The organism is Nocardiopsis sp. M1B1, assembly GCF_052466615.1.
Map to the genome: position 1 here is coordinate 5,796,441 of NZ_CP196194.1, position 26,008 is coordinate 5,822,448.

At 73.7% G+C, this 26,008-nt stretch carries 20 protein-coding genes; 10 read left to right on the plus strand and 10 right to left on the minus strand.

Annotated features, from left to right (window positions below; all coding sequences use genetic code 11):
- Positions 1-16: 16 nt before the first annotated feature.
- From ACSTA4_RS25110 to ACSTA4_RS25120, 3 genes are read left to right on the plus strand one after another with little or no spacing between them, the layout of a single operon-like run.
- The gene (locus tag ACSTA4_RS25110) at positions 17-1,375 is read left to right on the plus strand and encodes an ABC transporter substrate-binding protein (protein ID WP_071622749.1); all 1,359 of its coding nucleotides are present in this window, start codon (positions 17-19) and stop codon (positions 1,373-1,375) included.
- Positions 1,372-2,328, plus strand: coding sequence for a carbohydrate ABC transporter permease (locus ACSTA4_RS25115; RefSeq protein WP_013155004.1), 957 nt, complete (start codon positions 1,372-1,374; stop codon positions 2,326-2,328). The genes ACSTA4_RS25110 and ACSTA4_RS25115 overlap by 4 nt, the downstream gene beginning before the upstream one ends.
- Positions 2,325-3,221: a carbohydrate ABC transporter permease gene (locus ACSTA4_RS25120; protein ID WP_013155005.1), complete on the plus strand. Its 897-nt coding sequence runs from the start codon at positions 2,325-2,327 to the stop codon at positions 3,219-3,221. Before ACSTA4_RS25115 ends, ACSTA4_RS25120 begins: the two co-directional genes overlap by 4 nt.
- Positions 3,222-3,389: 168 nt before the next feature.
- On the opposite strand, the gene ACSTA4_RS25125 is transcribed toward ACSTA4_RS25120, so the two are convergent.
- From ACSTA4_RS25125 to ACSTA4_RS25135, 3 genes are all read right to left on the minus strand, one after another.
- Positions 3,390-4,289, minus strand: coding sequence for a transketolase family protein (locus tag ACSTA4_RS25125; protein WP_444961253.1), 900 nt, complete (start codon positions 4,287-4,289; stop codon positions 3,390-3,392).
- A gap of 9 nt (positions 4,290-4,298) precedes the next feature.
- Positions 4,299-5,003, minus strand: a complete 705-nt coding sequence (locus tag ACSTA4_RS25130) for a thiamine pyrophosphate-dependent enzyme (protein ID WP_041553241.1) — start codon at positions 5,001-5,003, stop codon at positions 4,299-4,301.
- Between the two features lie 83 nt (positions 5,004-5,086).
- A complete protein-coding gene (locus ACSTA4_RS25135; protein WP_444961254.1) occupies positions 5,087-6,067 on the minus strand; it encodes a 4-(cytidine 5'-diphospho)-2-C-methyl-D-erythritol kinase in 981 nt (326 codons plus the stop codon).
- Positions 6,068-6,329: 262 nt separating this feature from the next.
- Here ACSTA4_RS25135 and ACSTA4_RS25140 point away from each other — a divergent pair, with 262 nt between their 5' ends.
- Positions 6,330-8,288: a protein kinase domain-containing protein gene (locus tag ACSTA4_RS25140; protein WP_444961255.1), complete on the plus strand. Its 1,959-nt coding sequence runs from the start codon at positions 6,330-6,332 to the stop codon at positions 8,286-8,288.
- A 256-nt stretch (positions 8,289-8,544) separates the two neighbouring features.
- Here the strand turns inward: ACSTA4_RS25140 and guaA are convergent, their stop codons facing one another.
- Together guaA and galE are read right to left on the minus strand one after the other, a co-directional pair.
- A complete protein-coding gene (gene guaA / locus ACSTA4_RS25145; RefSeq protein ID WP_444961256.1) occupies positions 8,545-10,125 on the minus strand; it encodes a glutamine-hydrolyzing GMP synthase in 1,581 nt (526 codons plus the stop codon).
- A gap of 134 nt (positions 10,126-10,259) precedes the next feature.
- Positions 10,260-11,273: a UDP-glucose 4-epimerase GalE gene (galE, locus tag ACSTA4_RS25150; RefSeq protein ID WP_444961257.1), complete on the minus strand. Its 1,014-nt coding sequence runs from the start codon at positions 11,271-11,273 to the stop codon at positions 10,260-10,262.
- A gap of 203 nt (positions 11,274-11,476) precedes the next feature.
- Between galE and ACSTA4_RS25155 the strand changes: the two genes are divergently transcribed.
- From ACSTA4_RS25155 to ACSTA4_RS25175, 5 genes are all read left to right on the plus strand, one after another.
- The gene (locus tag ACSTA4_RS25155; protein WP_444961258.1) at positions 11,477-12,961 is read left to right on the plus strand and encodes a sensor histidine kinase; all 1,485 of its coding nucleotides are present in this window, start codon (positions 11,477-11,479) and stop codon (positions 12,959-12,961) included.
- Entirely contained in the window at positions 12,958-13,653 is a 696-nt protein-coding gene (locus ACSTA4_RS25160; RefSeq protein ID WP_444961259.1) for a response regulator, read from the plus strand. The genes ACSTA4_RS25155 and ACSTA4_RS25160 overlap by 4 nt, the downstream gene beginning before the upstream one ends.
- Before the next feature lie 136 nt (positions 13,654-13,789).
- Positions 13,790-14,689, plus strand: coding sequence for an ABC transporter ATP-binding protein (locus tag ACSTA4_RS25165; RefSeq protein WP_444961260.1), 900 nt, complete (start codon positions 13,790-13,792; stop codon positions 14,687-14,689).
- Complete coding sequence (locus ACSTA4_RS25170) at positions 14,686-15,441, plus strand: ABC transporter permease (RefSeq protein ID WP_444961261.1); 756 nt, start codon at positions 14,686-14,688, stop codon at positions 15,439-15,441. Before ACSTA4_RS25165 ends, ACSTA4_RS25170 begins: the two co-directional genes overlap by 4 nt.
- Positions 15,441-16,193 carry an ABC transporter permease gene (locus ACSTA4_RS25175; protein WP_444961262.1) on the plus strand — a complete coding sequence of 251 codons (753 nt, stop codon included), beginning with the start codon at positions 15,441-15,443 and terminating at the stop codon, positions 16,191-16,193. The genes ACSTA4_RS25170 and ACSTA4_RS25175 overlap by 1 nt, the downstream gene beginning before the upstream one ends.
- Positions 16,194-16,266: 73 nt before the next feature.
- Here the strand turns inward: ACSTA4_RS25175 and ACSTA4_RS25180 are convergent, their stop codons facing one another.
- The 5 genes from ACSTA4_RS25180 to ACSTA4_RS25200 all read right to left on the minus strand — a co-directional run bounded on the left by ACSTA4_RS25180 (position 16,267) and on the right by ACSTA4_RS25200 (position 24,695).
- Positions 16,267-18,696: an endonuclease/exonuclease/phosphatase family protein gene (locus tag ACSTA4_RS25180; protein WP_444961263.1), complete on the minus strand. Its 2,430-nt coding sequence runs from the start codon at positions 18,694-18,696 to the stop codon at positions 16,267-16,269.
- A gap of 204 nt (positions 18,697-18,900) precedes the next feature.
- Complete coding sequence (locus ACSTA4_RS25185) at positions 18,901-21,495, minus strand: polynucleotide kinase-phosphatase (protein ID WP_444961264.1); 2,595 nt, start codon at positions 21,493-21,495, stop codon at positions 18,901-18,903.
- A complete protein-coding gene (locus ACSTA4_RS25190; RefSeq protein WP_444961265.1) occupies positions 21,492-23,081 on the minus strand; it encodes a 3' terminal RNA ribose 2'-O-methyltransferase Hen1 in 1,590 nt (529 codons plus the stop codon). The genes ACSTA4_RS25185 and ACSTA4_RS25190 overlap by 4 nt, the downstream gene beginning before the upstream one ends.
- Before the next feature lie 67 nt (positions 23,082-23,148).
- Positions 23,149-23,616 carry a transporter gene (locus tag ACSTA4_RS25195; RefSeq protein WP_444961266.1) on the minus strand — a complete coding sequence of 156 codons (468 nt, stop codon included), beginning with the start codon at positions 23,614-23,616 and terminating at the stop codon, positions 23,149-23,151.
- A 47-nt stretch (positions 23,617-23,663) separates the two neighbouring features.
- Positions 23,664-24,695 carry a hypothetical protein gene (locus tag ACSTA4_RS25200; RefSeq protein ID WP_444961267.1) on the minus strand — a complete coding sequence of 344 codons (1,032 nt, stop codon included), beginning with the start codon at positions 24,693-24,695 and terminating at the stop codon, positions 23,664-23,666.
- A 236-nt stretch (positions 24,696-24,931) separates the two neighbouring features.
- On the opposite strand from ACSTA4_RS25200, the gene ACSTA4_RS25205 reads away from it, so the two are divergent.
- Positions 24,932-25,909 (plus strand): ABC transporter substrate-binding protein, encoded by a 978-nt coding sequence (locus ACSTA4_RS25205; RefSeq protein ID WP_444964272.1) that lies wholly within the window; start codon positions 24,932-24,934, stop codon positions 25,907-25,909.
- The last annotated feature ends 99 nt before the right edge of the window (positions 25,910-26,008 follow it).

The window sequence follows — 26,008 nt, forward strand, 5'->3', positions numbered from 1 at the left end:
CCGGGAAGGCAGCCAAGTGCACACCACCTACGCCGTCCGGGCGACCGCCGTCGCCGCCTGCGGACTGCTGCTCACCGGGTGCGCCGGGACGGGCGCCCTCCCCTCCGAGGACGGCGCCGTCCGGCTGACCGTCGCGATCGTGTCCAACCCGCAGATGCAGGACGCGATCTCCCTGGAGTCGCGGTTCCGCGCGGAGCACCCCGGCATCGCGCTCGACTTCGTGTCCCTGCCCGAGAACGAGGCCCGCGCCAAGATCACCACCTCCGTGGCCACCGGCGGGGGCGAGTTCGACGTCGTCATGATCAGCAACTACGAGACCCGCCAGTGGGCCGAGTACGGCTGGCTGGAGAACCTGCAACCCTCCATCGACGCCGCCGGGGGCTACGACCACGAGGACTTCATCCCCTCCATCAGGGAGGACCTGTCCCACGAGGGCGACATGTACTCGGTGCCCTTCTACGGCGAGTCCTCCTTCCTCGCCTACCGCAAGGACCTGTTCGAGCAGGCCGGGGTGGAGATGCCGCCCGACCCCACCTGGGAGGAGGTGGCGGACCTGGCCGCCGAGCTCGACGGCGTGGAGCCGGGGGTCTCGGGGATCTGCCTGCGCGGCCTCGCGGGCTGGGGCGAGGTGCTGAGCCCCTTCAACAGCGTCCTGAACACCTTCGGCGGGCGCTGGTACGACGAGGACTGGAACGCCGAGATCGACTCCCCCGAGTTCCGGCGCGCGGCCGAGTTCTACGTGGGCCTGGCGCGTGAGCACGGCCAGCCGGGCGCGGCCAACAGCGGGTTCGGGGACTGCCTGAACCGCTACTCCCAGGGCCGGGCGGCCATGTTCTACGACTCCACCTCCATGGTCAGCACCATCGAGGACCCGGACTCGGCGACCGTGGCCGGGCTCAACGGCTACGCCGCGGCGCCGGTGGCCGAGACCGACTACGGCGGCTGGCTCTACACCTGGGCGCTGGGCGTCCCCTCCACCTCCGAGCACAAGGAGGAGGCGTGGGCGTTCCTGGAGTGGATGACCGACAAGGACTACGTGCGCACCGTCGCCGAGGAGTACGGCTGGCAGCGGGTGCCGCCCGGCAACCGGCTCTCCACGTTCGAGGTCCCCGAGTACCGGGAGGCCGCCCGGGCCTACGCCGAGCCCATGCTCCAGGGCATCCAGGAGGCGGACCCCGAGGACCCGGGCACGCGCCCGGTCCCCTACGAGGGCATCGGCTTCCTCGCCATCCCCGAGTTCCAGGACCTGGGCACCCGGGTCAGCCAGCAGCTGAGCGCGGCCGTGGCCGGGCAGATCACCGTCGAGCAGGCGCTCGAACAGAGCCAGGAGTACGCCGAGGTCGTCGGTGGGACCTACAGGGAGGACGACCGATGAGCGCTGTGACCGCGCCCGCGCGCGAGGCGCCCGCGGCGGCGACGCCGCCCGAGCGGCCGAGGCGGAGCCGCGGCGGGGGCGGATGGGCCCGCCGGGCCCCGCTCCTGCCCGCCCTGGTGTTCATGCTGGTCGTCACGCAGCTGCCGTTCCTGGCGACGGTCGTGTACTCGCTGCGCTCGTGGAACCTGCTGCGGCCCGACTCCCAGGCGTGGGTGGGCCTGGCCAACTACGCGGCGGTCTTCACCGACCGGCAGTTCCTGGGCGCGGCGGCGAACACGGTGCTGATCACCGCCTCCTGCGTGGTGGTGGCGATGCTGCTGGGCATCGGGCTCGCGCTGCTGCTGGACCGGAAGTTCAGAGGGCGAGGCGTGGTGCGCACGCTCGTCATCACCCCGTTCCTGATCCTGCCCGTGGCCACGGCGCTGCTGTGGAAGCACATCATGCTGGAGCCGGTGTTCGGCCTGGTGAACTTCGTGCTGTCGCCGTTCGGGGTCGAGTCGTTCGACTGGGTCTCCCAGGCGCCCGTGTTCTCCGTGGTGGCCGCGCTGGTCTGGCAGTGGACGCCGTTCATGATGCTGCTGGTGCTGGCGGGACTCCAGAGCCAGGGCTCCGACGTACTGGAGGCGGGCCAGGTCGACGGCGCGTCCCGGTGGCAGACGTTCGCCTGGATCACCCTGCCGCACCTGCGCCGCTACATCGAGCTGGGCGTGCTGCTGGGGTCGGTCTACGTGGTCAACACCTTCGACACGATCTACATGATGACCCAGGGCGGGCCGGGCACCGCCAGCTCCAACCTGCCCTTCTACGTCTACCAGCGGACCTTCCTCGGGTTCGACATCGGCCAGTCCGCGGCCATGGGCGTCGTGGTGGTGGTCGGCACCATCATCGTGGCGACGCTGGCCCTGCGGCTGATCTTCCGCACGTTCATGAACGCACAGGAGGCGACATCGTGACCGCCCGAGCCCCCGAACGACCCGCGGGCGCCGCGGGCGGCGCCGTCGCCGCACGCGCGCCGCGCGCGGCCGGCCGCTCCCGGGCCCGGCTGGGGAGCGCCGCCCTGACCGTGTTCACGTGGGCCGTGGGACTGGTGTTCGTGTTCCCGGTGCTGTGGCTGGTGCTGACCGCGTTCAAGGAGGAGAACCAGGCCGCGACCGACCCGCCGACGCTCTTCTTCCAGCCGACCCTGGACCGGTTCACCACCGTCCTGGGCGCGGACTTCGTGCCGTACCTGGGCAACTCGGCGATCGCCACCCTGGCGTCCACGCTCCTGGTGCTGCTGCTCGGGCTGCCCGCCGCCTACGCGCTGTCGGTGGCCCCGGTCAAGCGGACCCAGGACGTGCTGTTCTTCTTCATCTCGACGAAGATGCTGCCGGTGGTGGCGGTCGTGGTGCCGATCTACGTCGCCGCCGCGCACCTGTCCATGCTGGACAACGTGTGGACCCTGGTGGTGCTGTACACGGCGATGAACCTGCCCATCGCGGTGTGGATGCTGCGGTCGTTCTTCCTGGAGGTGCCCAAGGCGATCGTGGAGGCGGCCCGGGTGGAGGGAGCCGGGCTGGCGCGCGTGCTGTGGTCGGTGATGATGCCGGTGATGGCCCCGGGCATCGCGGCGACCGCGCTGATCTGCATGATCTTCGCCTGGAACGAGTTCTTCTTCGCCGTCAACCTGACCGCCGCCCGGGCCGCGACCGTCCCGGTGTTCCTGACCGGCTTCATCACGAGCGAGGGACTGTTCGTGGCGCAGCTGGCGGCGGCCGCCGTCATGGCGTCGCTGCCCATCGTGGTGGTGGGCTGGGCGGCCCAGCGCCAGCTGGTGCGCGGCCTGTCGATGGGCGCCGTCAAGTAGCGGAAGGCGCCCGGGGCCGCACCACGCAGGGCCCCGGGCGGGTCCGGGTGATCGTCCCGGCCGCCGCGCAGGCGGGCTCCGGGACGCGCGGGGAGGCCGGTCACACCAGGAGGCGGGCCTCACCGTCGGACGGGTCGCACAGGAGGGCCCGTCACGTCGGCGGGCGGGTCACACGAGGAAGAACGCACGGGCGGACTTGGCGATGCCCTCGGTGTCCAGTCCGTGCGCCCGGGCGTGCTGCGCCGGGGTCCCGTAGGCGCGCACCTCGCGGTCCCGTGCCACGCCCAGGCCCAGGTGGCGGTGGCGCCGGTCGGCCAGCGCCGCGGCGACCTCGTGCGCCGAGGTCCCGCTCAGGTAGGGCTCCACCACCAGCACGTCGGCGTTGCCCGCCGCGCCGACGAGCGCGCTCAGCCCCTCGCGGTCGAAGGGGCGCACGGTGGCCGTGTAGGCGACCGTCACGTCCAGGTCGGCGGTGGCCTCCAGCACCCGGTCCAGCATCGGCCCGACCGCCACCACCACCCCGGCCGAACGCGGCGAGCCCGTGCGCACCACGCTGAGGCGTCCGTCCAACGGCATCGCCGCGCGGTTGGAGGTCCCCGACAGGCGCACGTACACGCGGTCCTCCCCGGGCAGGGCGGCCTCCAGGGCGGCGCGCACCTCGTCGGGGTGCCCCGGCGCGTACACGGTCCACCCCGGAAGGGTGTCCAGCAGCGCCACGTCACCGGGCGCCTGGTGGGTGCGCCCCTCCTCCGCGGCGTCGTAGGAGCCGCCGATGCTCACCAGGACGGCGCCCACGCCCTGGTGGCCCAGGTCCAGTTTGAGCTGTTCGAAGGGCCGCTCCACCAGGAAGGGCGCGTAGCTGTGCACGACCGGGCGCATCCCGGTCAGGGCCAGTCCCCCGGCCACGCCGATCATGGCCTGCTCCCGGATGCCCATGTCGATCACACGGCCGGGGTGGCGGGCGGCGGCTCCGCGGAACATGCCCGTGGAGATGGCGGCCAGGACGACGGTCAGGCGGGGGTCGGTGTCCATGGCGCGGTTGACGGTGGCGGCGAAGGTGTCACGCATGGGGTTCTCCTAGGAACGGACGCGGGCGACGACGGCCAGCGGCCGTCCGGGGTGGGGCCGGGTGAGCGCCCCGTACAGGGCGTCGTGGTCGCGGCCGGAGACGTCGCGGGCCTCCCAGCCCTCGATCCCGAAGCGGGCGCCGATCCCGCCCGGCCATCCGTGGCTGGCGGAGGCGTTGTCCACGGCGACGACGGTGAGGTTGTCCACGCCGAGCCGTCCGGCGACGGCGATGGCCTCGTGGTTGCTGCCCTCGTCGAGTTCGCCGTCGCCGACGAGCACCACGACGCGGGGTTCGGTCCCGTCGGAGCGGCGGACGCCCTGGGCGCGCAGGCCGAGCGCGCTGCCCAGGCCCAGGGGCAGCCCGTGGCCGAGCGACCCGCTGCCGATCTCCGCGCCCGGCACGAGCAGCCGGTCCGGGTGGTGGCCGAGCGGTGAGTCGAAGGCGGTCCAGCCGCGCAGCGTCGGCACGTCCAGGAAGCCCTTGGCCGCGAGCACGGCGTAGAAGGCGGCGGGGCCGTGCCCCTTGGAGAGCAGGAACCGGTCCCGTGCGGGATCGTCGGCGGTCTCGGGGGTGACGGACAGCACACGGTCGTAGAGCACCCACACGATGTCGAGTGTCGAGTGGGCCGCCCCGTTGTGCTTCTCGTCACCCTCCATGAGTCCGATGAGGGCCGGCAGGTCGGCGTAGCGCGAGAGAGCGGTTGCGGTGGTCATGTCCACCAGTGTTGAACCTCAACAATGGTTGAGGTCAACTGGCGCGAGCCCCCTCCGGCCGGGAAAGGCAGAAGTGATTTACGTCACAGGACGGCGGCCCCGGGGACGTCCCCGTACGCCGTCACGACCTGTTCGCACAGCCCGCTGCCCTCCAGCGCCGCCACCACCGCGGCCTCCCGCTCCGCGACGACCGACTCCCGCTCGGCGCCGCCGCCGACCAGGAAGGCGCAGGTCGGACCGGACCCCGACACCAGGGAGCCCAGCGCCCCCGCACCGGCGCCGGTCTTGAGGGTGCGCTCCAGCTCGGGCAGCAGCGAGAGCGCGGCCTCCTGGAGATCGTTGGTCAGCGCGGCTCCCAGGGCCGCCGGGTCGCCGCCGGCGAGCGCGTCGGCCAGCCCCCGGTCCAGCAGGGGCTCGGGGGCGTCCGGGCGGATGCGGTCGTACTCGGCGAACACGCCGGCCGTGGACAGGCCGTGCGGCGACAGGGCGAAGACCCAGCGGAACCTTCCCGGACTGGTCATCGGCCGCAGGACCTCCCCGCGGCCCGTGCCCACCGCGGTGGCGCCCAGCAGCGCGAAGGGGACGTCGCTGCCCAGGTCGGCCGCGTACCCGAGCAGTTCCTCCAGCGGCAGGCCGCAGCCCCACAGACGGTCGCAGGCCAGCAGGGCGGCCGCGGCGTCCGCGCTGCCCCCGGCCATGCCGCCCGCCACCGGGATGTTCTTGTCCAGGTGGACCGTGACGGGGAGGCCCCGGCCTGTCCGCTCCGCCAGCAGGGTCACCGCGCGCGCGGCCAGGTTGGACCCGTCCAGGGGCACCCGGGACAGGTGGGACCCCAGCGCGCCGCCCGCGGTCAGTCCGGCGAAGGCTTCGGCGGCCGATCCGACACCGCCGGGCGGGCTCGGTCGGCGCGAGGAAGCCGCCTGGACGGTAACCTCATCGAACAGCGAGACGGCGTGGAACACGTTGACGAGGTCGTGGAACCCGTCCTCACGTCTGGGCCCCACCGCCAACTGGAGGTTCACCTTCGCGGGGACCCGCACGGTTACGGTGGTATTAACGGTCACGAGTCCCCAATCGTAAAGGAACCCCCACCTTGCGTGAACACAGTGCCCTCCGGGGGCTCCGGTGTGTTCACCGCCTCCCGTCGGCGCGTACGCCGTCAGAGGAAAACGGGAACCCCGGACGCGGTTCGGGGATCGTCACCACTGTCATGTCAGTTTCCGCCCGCCCCCAGAACGGCCCAATCAGGCCCGTGAGTGGGAATCCGGGCACAAACACCGCTACCTTGGGGCAAGGCGGAGTTTGGACACCGTCGGGGAGGGTCGCTTGCCGTCGGATGGGCTCCCGAAGAACCTGGAACCGCTGGCCGCCGGGGATCCGGCCACCATCGGTCCCTACGTGCTGTCCGGGAAGCTGGGTAGCGGCGGCATGGGAACCGTCTACCTGGGCAGCACTCCCGAGCGCAACAACCAGGTAGCCATCAAGGTCATCCGCCCGGAGCTCGCCTTCGACGAGGCGACGCGGGCGCGCTTTCGCGACGAGATGGAGAACGCCCGCAAGGTCGCCTCCTTCTGCACCGCCAAGGTGCTCGACCACGGGACGTTCGAGAACCGTCCCTACATGGTCACCGAGTACATCGCGGGCACCGCCCTGGCCGAGCACATCGCCGAGAACGGTCCGCTGGACTCCTCGACGCTGCACGGCTTCGCACTGGGCGTGGCGGCCGCCCTGGCCGCCATCCACCGCACCGGGCTGGTCCACCGCGACCTCAAGCCCGCCAACGTGCTGCTGTCGCTCTCGGGGCCCCGGGTGATCGACTTCGGCATCGCCCGCGCGATGAACACCGCCACCAACCACACCCAGACCGGCATCGTCATGGGCAGCCCCGGCTGGATGGCTCCCGAGCAGCTGCTGGAGGAGAAGGTCACCACCTCGGCGGACATCTTCGCCTGGGGCTGCCTGGTGGCCTTCGCCGGGAACGGCACCCACCCCTTCGGCAACGGCGACGCCATGACATTGGGCAAGCGGGTGCTGTTCGCCGAACCCCAGATCGGCAACCTGATCAGCCCCCTGGACCGCCTGGTGACGCGCGCGCTGGCCAAGGAGCCGGGCCGCCGCCCCACCGCCCAGGACCTGCTGTTGGAGCTGGCGGGCGGCGAGGACAACAGCAACCCCAACGACATGGTGTCCCACGCGCTGCACCAGTCGTGGCGGCCCAACCTGCCCCCGATGCCCCCGCACGGCATGCCCCACCCCCAGCAGGGGCCGCACCAGACCATGGCGGGCATGCGGCACCCGGCGCCCGGCCAGTACCAGGGCGCACCGCCCGCGCCCATGCCCCCGCCCGCGCACCAGACGGGCAACTACCCGCGCCCGCAGGGGCCGCCGCCGGGCCATCCGGCCGGTCCCCCGCCGGGGGGCCAGGCGCAGCAGGTGCACCAGGCCCCCGGGGTCCAGGCCCCGGGCGGGCAGCCCCAGGGCGGCCCGGTGCAGCAGTCCCGGCCCGTGCCCGGCCCCGCCCAGGCGCCGCACCCCGCCTCGACCGGGCCGATCCCGATGGTCCCCCCGGCCGACCAGCAGACGGGCCGCCGGGGTCCGCAGCCCTACGTTCCGCCGGTGCCGCCGCCACCGCACCAGCCCGCCGCGCCCAACCGGCGCAAGGGGACGGTCGTGGCCCTGGTGCTGGGCGCCGTGGCGCTGCTGGCGGCCCTGATCGTCATGGCGACCGTGCTGACCAACCTCAGCGACTGGTCGCTCTTCGGGGACGGCGACTCCCAGGGGGACGCCTCCGAGCAGTCGGGCGCCGCCCCGGAACCGCAGGCGCCCGCGCCCGGCGACGAGTCCCCCGGCGGCGCCGACGAGGAGGAGGCTCCCGGCGAGGTGCCCAGCGGGATGTCGGGCGCCTCCGCCGACCGCATGGTCGAGTACCGGATCAGCGGGGTCAGCTGCGGCCTGACCGAGCACAACATCCGCTCGGAGCTGCCGTCGACCGGCCAGTACTGCGTGGTGGACCTGGAGCTGTTCAACCTCAGCGACGAACTCGTGGAGTTCGAGCACACGGCGCAGCACATGACGACCAGCCGGGAGCCCGTCAACGCCCAGGCTCCGTCCGTGCGCGAGGTGGAGGCCCCGCTGTGGGACTCGGCCGGGATCGGCCCCGGGGTCGCCGCCGGGGGCGAGCTGGTGTTCATACTGCGCGACGACATGGAGCCGCGCACGCTGGTGCTCAACCACCGGGCGGGCGCGGAGGCCACGGAGATCAACATCGAGCACATCGTGGACTGAGCCCCGGGCCGGGGGCGTGCCGCGCCTGTCGCGGGGCAGCACCGTGCCGACGGGGTGGGGAGCCCCCCTGTATCCAGGACACCGCATCGACGCCCCGCTCCGCCACCCCCGGTCCGCGCCTGTGGACGACCGCTCCCCTGCGCGGCGCCGCGAGGACGGAACGGAAAACGGACGGGCCCGGGGTGACGACACGTCGTCACCCCGGGCCCGTCCGCCGCTCGGGGGCCGCTCCCGCGGGTCCGGTCCCCGGCGGGGGCTACTCCCACTCGATGGTGCCCGGGGGCTTGCTGGTCACGTCCAGCGCCACCCGGTTGATCTCGCGCACCTCGTTGGTGATGCGGTTGGAGATCCTGGCCAGCACGTCGTAGGGCACGCGCGACCAGTCGGCGGTCATGGCGTCCTCGCTGCTGACCGGGCGCAGCACGACCGGGTGGCCGTAGGTGCGCCCGTCGCCCTGCACGCCCACCGACCGCACGTCGGCGAGCAGCACCACCGGGCACTGCCAGATGTCGCGGTCGAGTCCGGCGCGGGTCAGCTCCTCACGGGCGATCGCGTCGGCCTCACGCAGGATCTCCAGGCGCTCGCGGGTGACCTCGCCGATGATGCGGATGCCCAGGCCGGGGCCGGGGAAGGGCTGGCGCCAGACCATCTCGGCGGGCAGGCCCAGCTCCTCGCCGACCTTGCGCACCTCGTCCTTGAACAGCTCGCGCAGCGGTTCCACCAGCGTGAACTGGAGGTCGTCGGGCAGACCGCCCACGTTGTGGTGGGACTTGATGTTGGCGGTCCCGGTGCCGCCGCCGGACTCCACCACGTCCGGGTAGAGGGTGCCCTGCACCAGGAACTCGACCTCGGCGCCGCTCTCGCCGCTCTCGGCGACGACCTCGCGGGCCGCCTGCTCGAACACGCGGATGAACTCGCGGCCGATGATCTTGCGCTTCTCCTCGGGGTCGGAGACCCCCGCGAGGGCGGACAGGAACCGCTCCTCGGCGTCCACGACCTTGAGCTTGGCGCCCGTGATCGCGACGAAGTCCTTCTCCACCTGCTCGGCCTCACCCTTGCGCAGCAGGCCGTGGTCCACGAAGACGCAGGTCAGCTGGTCGCCGACGGCGCGCTGCACCAGCGCGCCGGCCACCGCGGAGTCCACGCCGCCGCTCAGCCCGCAGATGACGCGCTTGTCGCCGATGTCCTCGCGGATGCGCTCCAGCTGCTCCTCGACGATGTTGACCATCGTCCAGGTGGGTCGGCACCCGGCGCCCTCGTACAGGAAGCGGCGCAGCACCTCCTGGCCGTGCTCGGTGTGCAGGACCTCGGGGTGGAACTGGACGCCGAAGAGGTTGCGGCCGGTGTGCTCGAACGCGGCGACCGGGGCGCCCGCGGTGCTGGCGGTCGTGGCGAAGCCCTCGGGGGCCTCCACCACCGAGTCGCCGTGCGACATCCAGACCAGCTGCTCGGCGGGCATACCGGCGAACAGCAGGGAGTCGGTGACCGCCGACAGCTCGGTGCGGCCGAACTCACTGAGGTCGGTCCTGGCGACGGTGCCGCCCAGGGCCCGGGTCATCGCCTGGAAGCCGTAGCAGATGCCGAAGGTGGGCACCCCGGTCTCGAACAGCTCGGGGCCCAGGTTCGGGGCCCCCTCGGCGTAGACCGACGACGGGCCGCCGGAGAGGATGATGGCCTTGGGTTTCTTGGCGAGCATCTCCTCGACGGGCATGGTCGAGGGCACGATCTCACTGTGCACGTGGCATTCGCGGACCCGGCGTGCGATCAGCTGCGCGTACTGCGCGCCGAAGTCGACGACGAGAACGGTGTCGAACGTGCTCTCAGCACCAACGGACACGACGGAGGACCTTCCGCAGGAAGTACAGGGATGTCCGCCCAGTCTAGGGCGTTGCACACGCCCGGAAGGCCCCGCGCGCGTGTGCGGTCCGGCTCAGCGCGCGCGACGGGGCCGCCGGGGGGCTCCCCCGGGGCTCAGGCGCTGAAGCCCGCGGGGTTGGCCGACTGCCAGCGCCACGCGTCGCGGCAGGCGTCGTCCACCGTGCGCACGGCCTTCCAGCCCAGGTCGCGGGCGGCGGCCGAGGGGTCGGCGAAGCACACGGCGATGTCGCCGGGGCGGCGGCCGACCACCTCGTACGGGACGGGCACGCCGGTGGCGCGCACGAAGGCGCGCAGGCCCTCCAGGACGGAGGTGCCCTGCCCGGTGCCCAGGTTGTACACGCGGTACCCGGACGCGTCGGCGAGGTGCTCCACGGCGGCCATGTGCCCCTGGGCCAGGTCCACCACGTGCAGGTAGTCGCGCACGCCGGTGCCGTCGGGGGTGTCGTAGTCGTCGCCGAACACGTTCAGCCGCTCGCGGCGGCCCGCGGCGACCTGCGCCACGTAGGGGAAGAGGTTGTTGGGGACGCCCTGGGGGTCCTCGCCGATCAGACCGCTGGGGTGGGCGCCGATGGGGTTGAAGTAGCGCAGGGAGGTGATCCGCCAGCGCGGGTCTGCGGCGGCCGTGTCCTGGAGGACGCGCTCGGCGAACAGCTTGGTGGCGCCGTAGGGGTTGGTGGCGGACAGGGCGCTGTCCTCGGTGATCGGCACCCGCTCGGGGTCTCCGTAGACGGTGGCCGAGGAGCTGAACACCAGGTCGCGCACGCCGTGCTCGTCCATGACCTCGATGAGCGTGAACAGGGAGTCCATGTTGTTGCGGTAGTAGCGCAGCGGCTGCTCCACCGACTCCCCCACGGCCTTGAGCCCGGCCATGTGGATGACGGCGTCGACGCGGTGCTCGGCGAAGACCCGGCGCATCGCCTCGGGGTCGGCGCAGTCGGCCCGGTGGAAGGCGACGGTGCGCCCGGTGATGCGCTCGACGCGGCGCAGGGCCTCCTCGTGGCTGTTGGAGAGCAGGTCCACGACCACGACCTCGTGCCCGGCTTCGAGGAGTTCGACCGCCGTGTGGGAGCCGATGTACCCGGCACCGCCGGTGAGCAGTACGTTCATGTCTCATTTCCCTGGGTGTAGTGCGCCCGCCGCGTCGCGGGCGCTCCCCAGGATAGGCGCCCCGCGGAAGCGGGCCCGTGGACACGCCCCGCCCCTGACCTGCCCTTCGTCGGTGTCCGGGGGCCGAGGGACCGCCTTTCGGACGCCCCGGTCTCATGCCGTGGCACGAGGCCCTCCGGCCCGCGCGTTCCTATCCTGGAGGAATGCCCGACCTGTCCCCACGCTCCCTCCTGGACCGCGTGACGCTGTGGGCCCGCGGCCACGTGCTCGCCGTGGACGCGCTCTGGGCCGTCGTCTGGTTCGCCATGTCGATGGCGACCTGGCCGAGAGCCAGCTTCGACACCGCCGAGTCGTGGGTCTACCTCGTGCTGGCCACCGCGTGCTGCGCCACCCTGGCCCTGCGCCGCGTCCGCCCGTTCGCGTGCCTCGCGGTACTGGGGTTCCTGCTGGCGTTCCACATCCTCTGGCTCGACCAGCTCACGGCTCCGGTGGGCATCTGCGCCCTGGTCGCCTCCTACACAGCGCAGGCCGAGCTACCGCGTCCGTGGCGCGCCGTCGGCCTCGTCCTGCTCCTGACCGGAGCGGCCTGGGCCGTCCTCTCCATCCCGCCGGACCACCTCTCCCCGGACCCGGAACTGCGCCTCAACAGCGTCTTCTCGGCGTGGACGGCGGTCGCGCTGTTCTCCCTGCTCGGAGCGTTCCGCAGGCGCAACCGCGAGGAGTTCGCCCGCGTCGTGGAGCACGCCCGGCTGCTGGAGACCCAGCGGGAGCAGGAGGTGCGCCTGGCCGCGCTCGACGAGCGGACCCGTATCGCCCGGGAGATGCACGACATCCTCGCGCACTCGCTGAACGTCATCGTCGCCCAGGCCGACGGCGGCCGCTACGCCGCGAAGGCCGCCCCGGAGCGCGCGGTGGCCGCTCTGGCCACCGTCGCCCAGGTGGGACGCGAGTCGGCGGCGGAGCTGCACCAGCTCCTGGGCGTCCTGCGCGACGGCGAGGAGCGCGGGGCCGCCCCGGCCCCCGGGGTCGGCGACCTGCCCGGCCTGGTGGAGGAGTACCGCCGCGCCGGTCTGCGGATCCGCCTGGTCCAGCACGGGTCCCCGGCCGCCCCGCGCGGCGGGCGGAAGGACGCGGACGCCCCGGCGACCCTGCCCGCGACCGCGTCCCTGACGGTCTACCGCGTGGTGCAGGAGTCGCTGGCCAACGCGCTGAAGCACGGCGGGCCCTCCGCCGTGCGGGTCGAGCTCACGTGGTCGCCCGGACGGGTCGGGATCGACGTGGCCAACCCCGTCCGCGAGACCGTGCCCACGGCCCTCACCGCTCCCGCGGGCCTCCCAGGCCGCTCGGAAACCGCGGGTCACTCGGTGCCCGCAGGCCCCTCGGCACCCGCGAGTTCCTCCGGCACCGAAACGCCCTCCGTCACCGGAAGGAGTTCCGTCATCGGAAGGCACGTCGGCATCGGAAGCCCCTCAGGTACCGGGGCGCCCTCCCCCACCGGAGGCTCCTCCCCGGCGGGGGCGTCCTCCGCCGCCGGGACGGCCCCGGACCGCGCCCGGCGGGGCCCCGGCCACGGCCTGGTCGGCATGCGCGAGCGCGTGGGCCTGCACGGCGGCGCCCTGGAGGCCGGCGCCGACGACGCCACCGGCACCTGGCGGGTGCGCGCGGTGGTTCCCTGGGAGAAGGCGTGATCCGCGTGGGGCTGGCCGACGACCAGGTTCTGTTCACGGCGGGCATGGCGATGGTCATCGACTCCCAGCCGGACCTGACCGTGGCCTGGGAGGCGGCCGACGGGGCCCAAGCCCTCGCCCGGCAGCACTCCGACCCCGTCGACGTCCTGCTCATGGACGTCCAGATGCCCGGCACGGACGGCCTGAGCGCCACACGCTCCCTCGTCTCCTCCGGGGCCGACTGCCGCGTCGTCATCCTCACCACCTTCGACACCGACGAGTACGTGGTCGAGGGCGTGGAGGCCGGGGCCGCGGGCTTCCTGCTCAAGAACACCCCGCCCGAGGAGCTGCTGGAGGCCGTGCGGACCGTGCACCGGGGCGACTCCGTCATCTCGGCCAGTTCCACGCGCAGGCTGCTCGGGCACGTGCGTCCGCTGCTCGGCGGCCCGTCCTCGCGTCCGGTCCCGATCGACAGGGACACCCGCCGCGCCGCCGCCTCGCTGACCCCGCGCGAGCAGGAGGTCCTCGTCGCCGTGGCGCTGGGGTACACGAACACGGAGATCTGCGAGCGCCTCGTGCTGTCCATGCCCACGGTCAAGACCCACGTCGGCCACGTCCTGGCCAAGACCGGCTCCCGCGACCGGGTGCAGGCCGTGCTGTTCGCGTTCCGCGCCGGGCTGGTGGGCCGCGAGGACCTGCTCCGGGAGGCGTGAACGGGCCCGCCCCGTACCCGCCCCTCCCGACGCCCCGCGCCCCCTCCTCCTACCGCGGTAGGAGCGCGTTTCCCCTCCCCCGGCACGATGCCCTCCCCGGTCCCGGTGCCGGAAGCTCCTCGGTGGAAGGAGTTCCATGGACCACATCATCACCACCCACCACCTGACGAAGGCCTACGGTGCGCGGACGGTCGTCGACGACCTCGACCTGCGGGTGCCGCCGGGCTGCGTCTACGGCTTCCTGGGCCCCAACGGCTCGGGCAAGTCCACCACCATGAAGATGCTGCTGTCGCTGGCCCGGCCCACCCGGGGCGAGATCACCGTCTTCGGACAGCCGATGAACCGGGACACGCGCCCCGCCCTGCTGCGGGAGATCGGCTCCCTCATCGAGGCGCCCCCCGGCTACGCCCACCTGACCGGGCGGGAGAACATGGCGATCGTCCAGCGGATGCTCGGGCTCAGCGACCGGCAGGTCTCCCGCGCGGTCGCCACCGTGCGCCTCCAGGAGCACATGGGCAAGCTCGTCCACACGTACTCGCTGGGGATGAAGCAGCGCCTGGGCATCGCGATGGCCCTGGCGCGGGAGCCGCGCCTGCTCATCCTCGACGAGCCCACCAACGGCCTGGACCCCGCGGGCATCGAGGAGATCCGCGAACTGCTGGTGACGCTGGCCGGGGAGGGCGTCACGGTCATGGTCTCCAGCCACCTGCTCGACGAGATCGACAGGATGGCCTCGGTGCTGGGCATCCTGGGCCGCGGAAAGCTGGTCTTCCAGGGCACCCGGACCGAGCTGTTCCACCGCAGCGTGCCGGACCTGCTCGTGGACACCCCCGAACCCGACCGGGCCCTGGCCCTGGGCATCCCAGCCGTGCGCGCGGAGCGGGGCGTGCGCCTGTCCGGGTTCGGCGACGAGGACACCGCCGCGCTCGTGCGGCGGCTGGTCGCCGAGGACGTGCCGATCCACGGGGTGCGGCGCGTCCAGCAGTCCCTGGAGGAGGTCTTCATGGACCTCACCGGCCGTGAGGGGCTGCTGTGACCCTGACGGCGGTGAAACTCGAACTGCGCAAGGCGCGCGGGCTCCGGGTCGTGCTGGTCTGCGCGGTCATGGTGGCCGCCGTCGTGGGCCTGTCCTGCATGAACCTCATGTCGGACTCCGCGCGGGAGGGCTTCGGCGATCCGGCCGCCCAGCCGTGGGAGGGCCTGCTCATGAGCTACGTCATGATCGCGGCCATGACCTCGCCCCTCCTGGTCTCGGTGCTGGCCAGCAGGCAGGTGGACATCGAGCACCAGGGCCGGGGCTGGACGCTGTCGCAGGTGGCCGGGTTCGGTCCGGGGCGGCTGTGCCGGGCCAAGGTCGCGGTGCTGGGCCTGCTGCTGGCGGCCGCGGTGGCCGCCCAGACCATCCTGGTCTTCACGGCGGGCCTGGCCGCGGGGATCACCGTGGAGCCGCGCGTCGGGATGTGGGTCTGGTACGCCTTCGGGCTGCTCCTGGTGGACCTGGCGATGCTGTGCCTGCACGTGCTGCTGGCCGCCCTGGTGGAGAACCAGCTCGTCGGGCTGGCGCTCGGACTGCTCGGCTCGTTCTGCGGGGTGTTCGCCCTGCTGATGCCCCCGGCCCTGGCGCGCGCGCTGCCCTGGGGCTACTACGCGGTCGTCTCCCCGCTGGGGATGGGTGAGGACGGCTTCGCCGCGATCACGCCCGGATACGGCTGGCTGGCCGCGTTCCTGGTGCTCGTGGCCGCCCTGTTCGCCGTGGCCGGTCACCGCTTCGACCGGACGGAGGCGTGATGGGGATGGTCCTCACCGAGCTCGCCAAGCTGCGCCGCTCGGCCCTGTGGATCGTGGCCGTGGTGCTGCCGCTGCTCGCGGTCATCACGGGGACGGTGAACTACGGCGCCAACGAGGAGGCGCTCTCCTCCGGGTGGGCGTCCTACTGGTCCCAGGTGGTGCTCTTCTACGGCATGGTGTTCATGTCGATGGGGATCGCGGTGGCGGCGTCGGCCGCGTGGCGCATGGAGCACCGGGGCCACAACTGGAACCTGTTGATGGCCGCCCCCGCGCGGGCGTTCTCGGTCGTCGGCGCCAAGCTCGCCTCGCTCGCCCTGGTGGTCGTGACGATGCAGTCCGTGCTGCTCGGGCTGGTGGTGCTGAGCGGGAAGCTCGTCCTGGGCCTGGACGGCTGGCTGCCCTGGCACAGCGCGGCCGCCGCCCTGCTGGGCGTCGTCGCCGCGCTGCCGGTGGCCGCGTTGCAGTCCCTGCTGTCGATGCTGGTCCGCTCCTTCGCCGCGCCCGTCGCCCTGGGCCTCCTGGGCTGCGTCGCCGGGGTCGGCCTCCTCTACTCCGGGGAGGGCGGAGTGGTCTCCTACCTCCTGCCGCAGTCGCTGGTCACCACGTCGCTCAGCCTGGGCAGCACGGCCGTCTCCGACGCGGGGTCCCTCGACCTGCCGACGGCGTTCTCCGTCGCGCTCGCGGCCGCGGCGACCACCCTCGCCCTGTGGGTGCTCGCCGCGACGGTGCTGAGCCGCCGGGACGTGCGCTGACCCCGTCGGCGCGAAGGGGACCGGCCGGGAACCCGGCTCCCGGCGCGGGGGACGCGCCGGGAGCCGGGCGGCCTCAGGGGCGCCCGGGCGGGGTGCCGCGGCGGGTGTCCAGCCACAGCACCTGGGGGTCGTGGTCGCTGACCTGGTCGGAGAACTCGGAGTTGATCCGCGCGATGTCGTACTCGACCCGGCCCGCGAGCGCCTGGTTGACCAGGATGTGGTCCAGGGCCTGGGAGTTGCCGTCGAAGACGTAGTTGTAGCGCTCCTCCTCGGGCAGGTCCGTCATCGGGTTGTGCAGCGGCCCGTCGGCGGTGAGGATCTCCAGGGTCCGGGAGAACTGGAAGTCGTTCAGGTCGCCCATGACCACGAGGTTGGCCTCGGGGTCCACTGCCAGCAGCTCCTCGGCGAAGTCGCGCACGAGCCCGGCCTGGGCGTGGCGCTGGGTCTCGCTGGTGCGCCGCGGCGGCTGGTGGACGCCGTGCAGGGACTCGTCCCCGCCCTTGGAGTTGAAGTGGTTGGTGACCACGTAGACGTCCCGGTTCAGGGCGCGGAAGTGGCCGACCAGCGGCTTGCGGCTGGACTCCCAGGCCTGGTCGTTCGGGCTGATCCGGCCCGGGGACACCGACAGCTCGGCGCCGCGTTCGCCCTCCACGACCTCCACGGCGGTGGTGGCGTCGCCGCCCTCGCGGTCGACGAACTCCACGCGCTCGGGGTCGAACAGGAACGCGTTGCGGATGTTGCCGCCGGGCTGGCCGCCGTCCTGCTTGTCCTCGGGGCTGATCTGCCGCCACTCGTAGGCGGGGCCTCCGTGCGCCTCCACGGCCTCCACCAGCCGGTCCAGGGTGACGTCGGCGTCCACGACGCCGTCGTCGGTCGGTCCGGTGCTGTCCTGGATCTCCTCCAGGCCGATGATGTCGGGCGAGTTCAGGGACTCGACGATCCCGGCGGCCAGCGCGTCGTACTTGGCCTGGTCGTCGCGCCCGCCGAGGTTCTCGACGTTGTAGGTGGCGACGCTGACCTCGTGGCGGCGCGCGTCGCGGACGGCGGTGCGCTCCAGGTCGCCCCGTACGTGCTCGCCCAGGGTGGTGGCGCGGATGAGGTAGCCGCCGAACCGGCTGTAGTAGAGGGGGCCCTCGGTGACCCCGGCGAGGGTGTCGCCCACGTTCGCCTCGGGGAACGGGTGCCGGTCGCGGTCGAGCAGCGACTCGACCTTGATCCGTCCGGAGTTGGGGTCGTCGTAGGAGCCGTAGCGGGTGCCGCCGTTGACGGTGGGGTTGCGTCCGGGCTCGGTGGTCACCCAGAGCGCGGCGTAGTCGTCGGTGGCGCCGACGACGGGCGCGTCCTCCACGCGGACGAGCATGTGCTCGTGCGCGGCCCAGAAGTCCAGGGCGTAGGCGCCGGGGTCCAGGTCGAGCTCGGAGACGTCGCCGCCGGGCTCGGGCGCGTACGCCTCGGGGACGGCGTCCTCGTCGAGCAGGACCGGGTCGGGCACGGCGTTGCCCGAGGACAGGACGGTCCAGCGGGCCTGGTCGAGCTGGGTGATGGTCTGCGCGCCGGAGGCGGGACTGTACTCGCTGACCCGTCCGGCGGCCAGGACCTCGTCGCCGACGGCCACGTCCGGGGTGGTGGACCCGGTGAAGACGAACAGCGCCTCGCTGGTGCGCGGGTCGCCGTCGCCCTCAGCGTCCTGGAACCAGAACCCCCGCGCGCCACCGAAGGGGTTGACCGCCGTGACCACGCCGGGCAGGCCCGTGACCTGCTGTCCGGCGTAGGGGGAGGTGCGGGTGGTGCCCTGGACGTCGTGGACGCGCAGGTCTCCGGGCTCGACGGGCTCCTCGGGGACGGTTCCGCCGCCGGGGGTCTGGCCCGCGGTGTTGGTGGGCGAGGGGGCCGCGGCCGTGAAGTCGGCCGCGTTGTCGCCGGTGTCGGTGAGGGCGTCGTCGCGCGAGGCGGAGGTGGTGTTGCTCAGCCGGGGCGCGGGCGCTCCCTCGTGGACGACGGCGTCCCCGTAGCCGACGAGGTCGGCGACGGAGGCGTCCGCGGCGCACTCCGCGGCGGTCCGGCAGGTGACGGGGTCGGTGCCCCGCACGAGCAGGACCGTGCCGGAGGTGGCGGACATGTTGGTGCCGCCGGTGGCGTCGGGGTCGGGGAGGTCGACGCCGCCCCCGGCGCCCGCGGCGTGGCGCACGAGGTAGTGCCCGTCCGCGCCGATCTCGCCGTTCAGTGCCGTGACCTGCACCTGGGTGGCGGGCCTGGGGCTGGCGGGCAGGTACTGCACGCTCCAGCCGTCGAGGGAGAACGCCTCACCGGTGGGGTTGCCCAGTTCGACGAAGTCGTGGCGCAGTTGCGCGCCGCTGTTGCCGCCTCCGCCGTAGACCTCGCTGACCACCGGGGTGGCGGTGTCGGCGAGAGCGGACGGCGCGGACGTGAGCCCGAGGCCCAGGAGCACCGCCGCCGCGGCGGACGTGGACGCGACCAGGCGTCCGGGTCGGTTGGGGGACACATCTTCTCCGGAGGGGAGTGGGGGTTGACGGGCGTGCACATCATGGCCCCTGCGGATGGCCGACCGAAAGAGAAGGCGTGAAAAGGAGGCGAATCGGAACGCCGTTGGTGGGATCGGACCAGCCTGGAGGCGCCCCCGCCTCGTGGGTTCCTCCGAGGGCGGCGGTCGCGCGGCTCCTCCGCCGCGCGACCGCCGCCCCGCCCGCTACAGCCGGGGGTCGACCGGGACCGACTCCAGGGCCAGCACCGCGAACACCGGCTCGTGCACGCGCCACAGCGGTTCGCGCCGGGCGTGGCGGGCCAGCGCCTCCAGGCCCAGCTTGTGCTCGCGCATGGCCAGCCCGCTCTTGCGGCCCACCTGTCGGTCCTTCAGGACCGCCATCCGCTCGGGGTCGGTGTAGTCGGGCCCGTAGATGATGCGCAGGTACTCGGGCCCGCGCACCTTCAGCCCGGGCTGCGCCAGGCCCTTGCGGCCCGTGGCGCGGGCGCCCAGGACGGGTTTGACCACCATCCCCTCGCCGCCGGTGGAGACCATGTCGGCCCACCAGTCGGCGGCCGAGGCGCACGCGCCCGGGTCGGTGGTGTCCACGACCCGGTAGCGGGTGGGGTGGACCAGGCCGCTGGCCTCGGCGAGCCGTTCGGCGACGGCCATGTGCCACAGGTGGTCGGCGTCCCCGTACTCGCGCCCCTCGGAGGCCAGCACCATGAACGGCGCGTACCGGAGTCCGGCGGTGCCGTCGGTGTCCCAGGAGTAGCGCCGGTAGACCCGGCTGAACTCCTCCACCTGCTCCGTCCGGCGTGCGACCCCCTCGATCAGCCCGTCCACGGGCACACCGCGCCCGGCCGCGGCGGCGAGCGCGATCCCGGCAGCGGGCAGGGCCGCGCGGGCGGCGGCGCTCACCGACGCGTACTGCTCGCGGATCAGCGACCGGGCCTTGGCCGACCACGGCAGCATCTCCCCGTCCAGGGCGACCCAGTCGGTGCCCAGCCGGTCCCACAGCCCCGCGTCGGTGACCGCCCGGCGCAGCTGGTCCACGACCTCGGCCTGGAGGGCCGGGTCGGAGAAGAAGGGCCGTCCGGTCCGGGTGTAGACGGTGCCCAGCTGGCCGGGCACGAACCGGCGTTCGGCGGCGTCGGCGTCCCGGCACAGCACGGCCACGGCCCGCGACCCCATGTGCTTCTCCTCGCACACGACCTCGCCGATCCCCGAGCCCCGGAAGGAGGCGAAGGCCTCGTTCGGGTGCTCCAGCAGCCCGGGCTCGGCCGAGGTCGGTGCGGGCGCCATGGTCGGCGGGAGGTAGAGCAGCCAGCGCGGGTCCACCGCGAACCTGCTCATGACCTCCAGCGCGGCCAGGGTGCTGCCGCCGTCGGCGCGCACCAGGCCGTGCCCGGTCTCCACGAACATGCCCGTGCGGGTGTCGCCGACGCCGATGTCGGTGACGTCCACGGCGGCGTCGGGGCGCGTGGCGGGTTCCCCGTCCGCGGTGTCCGTCAGCGGCCGGGCGGGCTCGTACCAGGTGCGGCGCGCCCGCACGTCGACGATCTCGCGCTCGGGGTAGCGCAGCGCGGTGAGCCTGCCGCCGAACACGCAGCCGGTGTCCAGGCAGAGGGTGTTGTTGACCCACTCGGCCTTGGCCATGGGCGTGTGCCCGTAGACCACGGCGGCCCGGCCGCGGTACTCGCGCGCCCACGGCAGCCGCACCGGGAGCCCGTACTCGTCGGTCTCGCCGGTGGTCTGGCCGTACAGGGCGAAGGAGCGCACCCGGCCGGAGGCCCGCCCGTGGTACTCCTCCTTGAGCCCGGCGTGCGCGACGACCAGCGCGCCCCCGTCCAGGACGAGGTGGCTGACCAGCCCGTCGCAGAAGTCCAGCACGCGCCCCCGGAACTCCTCGCTCTCGCGTCCCAGCTGTTCCATGGTCTCGGCGAGGCCGTGCGTGAGCTGGGCCTTGCCGCCCTTGAGCACGCGGACGAGCTTGTTCTCGTGGTTGCCGGGCACGCAGAGGGCGTCGCCGTCGGCGACCATGCCCATGACCAGGCGCAGGACGCCGGGGCTGTCGGGGCCCCGGTCCACGAGGTCGCCGACGAACACCGCCGTGCGCCCCCGCGGGTGGCGGGCGCCGACCGGGCGCCCGAGGTCGTCGCGGGTCAGCTCGTAGCCGAGGTCGCCCAGCAGCTCCTCCAGTTCCTCGCGGCAGCCGTGCACGTCGCCGACGATGTCGAAGGGGCCGGTGAGCTCCCTGCGGTCGGGCCAGGCGCGCTCCAGTTCGATGACGGCGGCGTCGATCTCCTCCGGCCCCTGGAGCACGTGCACCTTGCGGAAGCCCTCCCGGCGCAGGTGCCGCAGGCTCTGGCGCAGGTCGCGCCGCTGGCGGCGGATGACGTGGTCGCCGAAGTCGCGGTCGGGCCGGTCCCGGTTGCGCTCCCGGGCCAGGGCCTCGGGGACGTCGAGCACGATGGCCGTGGACAGCACGTCGTTGTCCTTGGCGATGCGCACGAGTTCCTGACGGGCCCTGCTCTGCACGTTGGTGGCGTCGACCACGGCGAGCAGGCCCCGGCGCAGCCGGATGTCCACGACGGTGTGCAGGAGCGAGAACGCGTCGGCGGTGGCGGCCTGGTCGTTCTCGTCGTCGCTGACCATGCCCCGGCAGCGGTCGGAGCCGATCACCTGCGTGGGGGCGAAGTGCCGGGCGGCGAAGGTGGACTTGCCGGAACCGGAGACCCCGACCAGCACGACGAGCCCCATCTCGGGCACGCCGAGCACGCGCGGCTCGGCGGCCCCGGTCCTCTCGGTCGTACTCATCGGACGAAGACTCCCATCTGGGTCGGTGCGCCGGTGTCGGGGTGTTCGGGCCCGACCGGCAGGTGGCGGACGCGGTAGCCGTGTTTCTCGGCGACCCCGTCCGCCCACAGGGCGAACTCGGCGCGCGTCCACTCGAAGCGGTGGTCGCTGTGCCGGAAGGCGCCCTCCTCCAGCCCTTCGTAGTGGGTGTTGTAATCGGCGTTGGGCGTGGTGACCACGACGACGCGGGGCCGGGCGGAGCCGAACACGCTCTCCTCCATCGCGGGCAGCCGCGAGGGGTCCAGGTGCTCGACCACCTCCATGAGGACGGCGGCGTCGTAGCCCTCGAACCGCCTGTCGCGGTAGACGACCGAGCCGACGAGCAGTTCCGGCCCGGGCCGCGCGTCCCCGCCGCGGTCGCGGGCCGCGACGGTGTCGGAGAACAGGGGCCGGTGGCGGTCGCGCCCGCCCGGGTCGCAGCCCCGGCACACCCTGCGGTGGGCGCGTTCGAGGCTGACCACGCTGACGTCCACGCCGGTGACGCGCTCCAGGGAGCGGTCGCGGACCAGGCGGGTGAGCAGCTGCCCGGCGCCGCAGCCCAGGTCGATGACGCTGGTGGCGTTCTCGGCGGCCAGCACCGCCATGACCGCTCCGGCCCTCTGTTCGGCCAGGCTGGGGGCGCGCTCCTCCAGGGGCGGCGCCGCGGCGGCCTCCTCGTCCCCGGGGTCGTCGCCCTCCCCGTCCCCGGTCAGGTCGTCGGCCTCGGCCAGGCGGGCCAGCGCGGTGCGCACGTAGCCGTCGCGGCGGTTGAGGTAGCGGCGGACGATCCAGGCCCGTTCGGGGTGTCCGGCGAGCCAGCCGGTCTCGGCGGGCCCGTCGCTCCCGTCCGCACCGTCGGTCCCGTCCGCACCGTCGGTCCCGTCCGCACCGGCACCCTCGACGGCACCGGCGTCACCGGTGGTCCCGGCGGCGACCCCGCCCGCCCGCAGCAGCTTGTCCACCTCGCTGCGGTCCACCCAGTAGTGCTTGTTGCCGTCCAGGACCGGCAGCAGCACGTACAGGTGGCTGAGCGCCTCGGACAGCCGCACGGTGCCGGTGAGGGTGAGCGACAGGTAGTGGGAGTCGCCCCATCCGGGCAGCCCGGGGTCGAGCGGGACCGGTTCGGCCTCCACCGCCCACCCCAGGGGCTCGAACAGCGACCGCGCGCGCTCGGCGCCGCCCCGGCAGGGCACCGCGGGCATGCGCAGCTCCAGCGGGATCGGCGTGCGCGCCAACTCGGGGCGCTGCTCGCAGTCCCCCCGGAGCGCGGAGCGCATGACCCGCCCCAGCGCCACCGTGAACAGCGACGACGTCGCGTAGGGGCGGTCGTTGACGTACTGGGCCAGCGCGAAGTCGGGTGTGCTCACCGACGTGCGCGTGCGCAGCAGCGCCTGCGCGTCGACGTCGAGCATCAGCGCGGCGGTGCAGCGCTGCTCGTTGGCCTCGGGGTAGAAGACGTGGGCGGTGCCGAAGGACTGCTCGAAGCTCTGCGCCCTGTCGGGGTGCTTGTGCAGCAGGAAGCCGAGGTCCGTCGCCGGGCTCGCCGTGGTCGTGATCGTCAGTAGCACCCGTGCATTGTGGCCGAGCCCCCGCCGCCCTGGCGAGGGCTTTTCGGGCGCCGGGGCGCGTGCGCCCTCAGGAGCGGACGGCGGGGGCGGACCGGCCGCGGACGACCAGCGCGGCGGCGGCCAGCGCGACCGCGAGGATGAGCGCGTTGGCGGCGACCAGGCTCCACGTGGACTCCAGCACGGGGTGCAGGAAGGAGTCCTGCGGCGTCCGGTCGGCCGCGCCGGGCCACAGGGTCCACACCACGACGGCCAGCAGCAGGTAGACGGGGGTGCAGACCAGCGCCGTGGTCCCCGGGCGGGGCAGGCGGACGGCCAGGGCCAGCGGCCAGGCCATGACCGGGGCGAGGGGGAAGGGCAGGAGCAGCAGGGCCATCCCGGCGCCGATGTTGGCGTCGGGCGCCGTGTGGGCCGCGTCCATGGCGTGGGCGACGCCCCACCCGACCAGGTGGGCCAGGGCGACCGCGGCGAGGGCCGCGGCCGAGGCGAGCAGGACCGTGCGCGGGACGGAGGCGGGGGCGGGAGAGCGGTGGTTCATGTCCCCAGACTGCCCGGTGCGCGCCGCCCGCACCTGAGTAGCGGTACTCAGACCGCCGCCGGCCCCTGGGCTCCCCGGCCCGGGTCGACCCCGAGTTCGGCCATCGCGCGGATCAGTTCGGTGTGGGCGGGGCCGAAGAAGGACCAGGGCATGTCGCACCGCACGGTTCCCACGGCGGCCAGGTGCCAGTGCGCCGCCTGCACCATCCCGGCCCGGTGGAAGGCCCATCCGAACAGATGGTGGGCCTGGGCGTCGCGCGGGTGCGCGACCGCCCCGGCGACCCACCCGCGCGCGAGTTCGAACAGCTCCTGGACCGACTCCCCGTGCAGGCGGCCCAGGGCCATGTCCACGATGGAGGGGAGGTTGCCCTCGGCGGTCAGGCGTTTCTGCTCCGTGCGCACGTGCTCGGCGTGGGCGAGGGCGAGCACGGACGGCAGGGGGCTGCCCTCGGGCGCGGTGTCGGCGGCGGCTCCGGCGAACGCGAACATCTCCTCGGCGCTGCCGCCCCGGGCGGCCGACAGGGTGCGCGTGCGGACCGTGTGGGCGGGAAACAGGTGGGGCGCGCGGGCGATGATCTCGCGCCAGATCCGGTCCTTCTCCTCCCGGTCCGCGCCCAGGCCCATCGCGGCGGTCTGGAGCCCGGCCCAGGGCGCCGCGTCGTCGGGGCGCAGCCGGGCGGCGGCCTCCAGGGCCTCCCCCGCCTCGTGCAGGGCGGCGGAGGCGGCCTTCTCGTCGGCCCTGGTCCCGCCGGAGGGCCGGACCAGGGCGCGGGCCAGCAGCGTGTGGCCCAGCCAGAGCATGGTGTCGGCCCGGTCGGCGCCGGCCTCCAGGAGTCCGACGATCTCCCCGGGCAGGTCGGCGGCGGCCCTGGCCAGCGCCTCGACCCGCAGTACGCGGGTCTCGGGGTCCTCCCGGCTCTCCACGAGCAGGGAGGCACCGGCTTCGAGGTCGCCCTCGCGAACGGCGTCGCACGCGGTCCTCAGGACCGGGTCGACTCCGAAGGCCTCCGGTACCAGGTGAGCCCCGATGTCGGCGCCCCGACGCGGCACCCTGGCTGGTTTGCGTACGAATCGCCACATGCGACCGAGCGTAGCGGGCCCTCGGACCCCGGGGCGTCGGGCCCGGGGCGGCGCCCCCGCCCGGTGCCCGGAGGTCGCTTCGGGGAGGGCGGTGCGGCACCCTCCCACCAGCAGAGAACAAGGTAAGCCTTCCCTTAACCGCGCGCGTGGCGCGGGAGCCCGTACGGCTCCCCCATCGCCCGCCGCGCGGCGCGGAGCGGCGCTTCGCGGCGAGTGAGAGGTGTGCGTACGTGAGCATGGGACGAGAGCGCGCGGCGGTCGGCCGCGGGAGGCGCCGGGCCGCCGCGGCGATAGCGCTGGCCGTCGCCGTGACCGGGTGCGGCGCCGGGGCCGGGGAGGCCGACCAGACCTCCTCCCCCGGCGCCGACGGCTACCCCGTGACCGTCCAGACCCTCCACGGCGGCGTCACGGTCGAGGAGAGCCCGAGCCGGGTCCTGGCCCTGGGCTTCGCCGCGGCCGACGAGGCCCTCTCCTTGGGGGTGACGCCGGTCGCCGTCGCCGCCGACCCCCGGACCCTGGAGGCCGCCACCCCCTGGCTGGCCGAGGAGCTGGCCGGGATCGCCGACCCCGGCCTGGTCTCGGCCGACGGCGGGCCCAACCTCGAAGCCATCGCCTCGGTGGAGCCCGACCTGATCCTGGCCGAGACCTACCAGGTTCCGGACGCGACCACGTTCGAGCAGCTCAACGCCATCGCGCCGACGGTCGCCCCGGACTCCGAGGCCCTCAACGTGGACTGGGACGCGCGACTGCGCACCACCGCCCGGGCGCTGCGCAGGGAGGAGGAGGCCGAGGAGCTGATCACCGACATCGGCGCGGCGTTCGCCGAGGTCGGCGAGCGGGTGCCCGACATCGGTTCCAGGACCTACCAATGGGTGCGCGCCGACCCGGGGCAGTACGCCTTCGGCAACGGCTCGGTGCTCGAACTGTTCGGGCTGCGGCCGGCCGACAACCAGGACAACACCCAGACGGGCGAACCGCTGCCCCTGGAGCGCACCGAGGAACTCGACGCCGACGTGCTCATGGTGTGGGCCCCGACCGGGGAGGACCGCGACAGGCTGGCCGAGGACCCCCTCTTCCAGGAGCTGCCCGCGGTCGAGGCCTCGACCGTGTACCACGCCGACCTGGCCTTCGCCAACGCCCTGAACTCCCCCGCGCCCATCGGGCTGGAGTGGCTCAGGGGCGAGCTGGAGCCGGTCATCGGCCAGCTCTCCTGAGGGCGGAGGGCGGCCGGTCCCCGGCGGTCACGCCCCTGGAGGCGGGGCCGCCGGGGGCCCGTCGGCCCCGGCCGCGCGGGCCCGGGCGGTTCCCGGCGG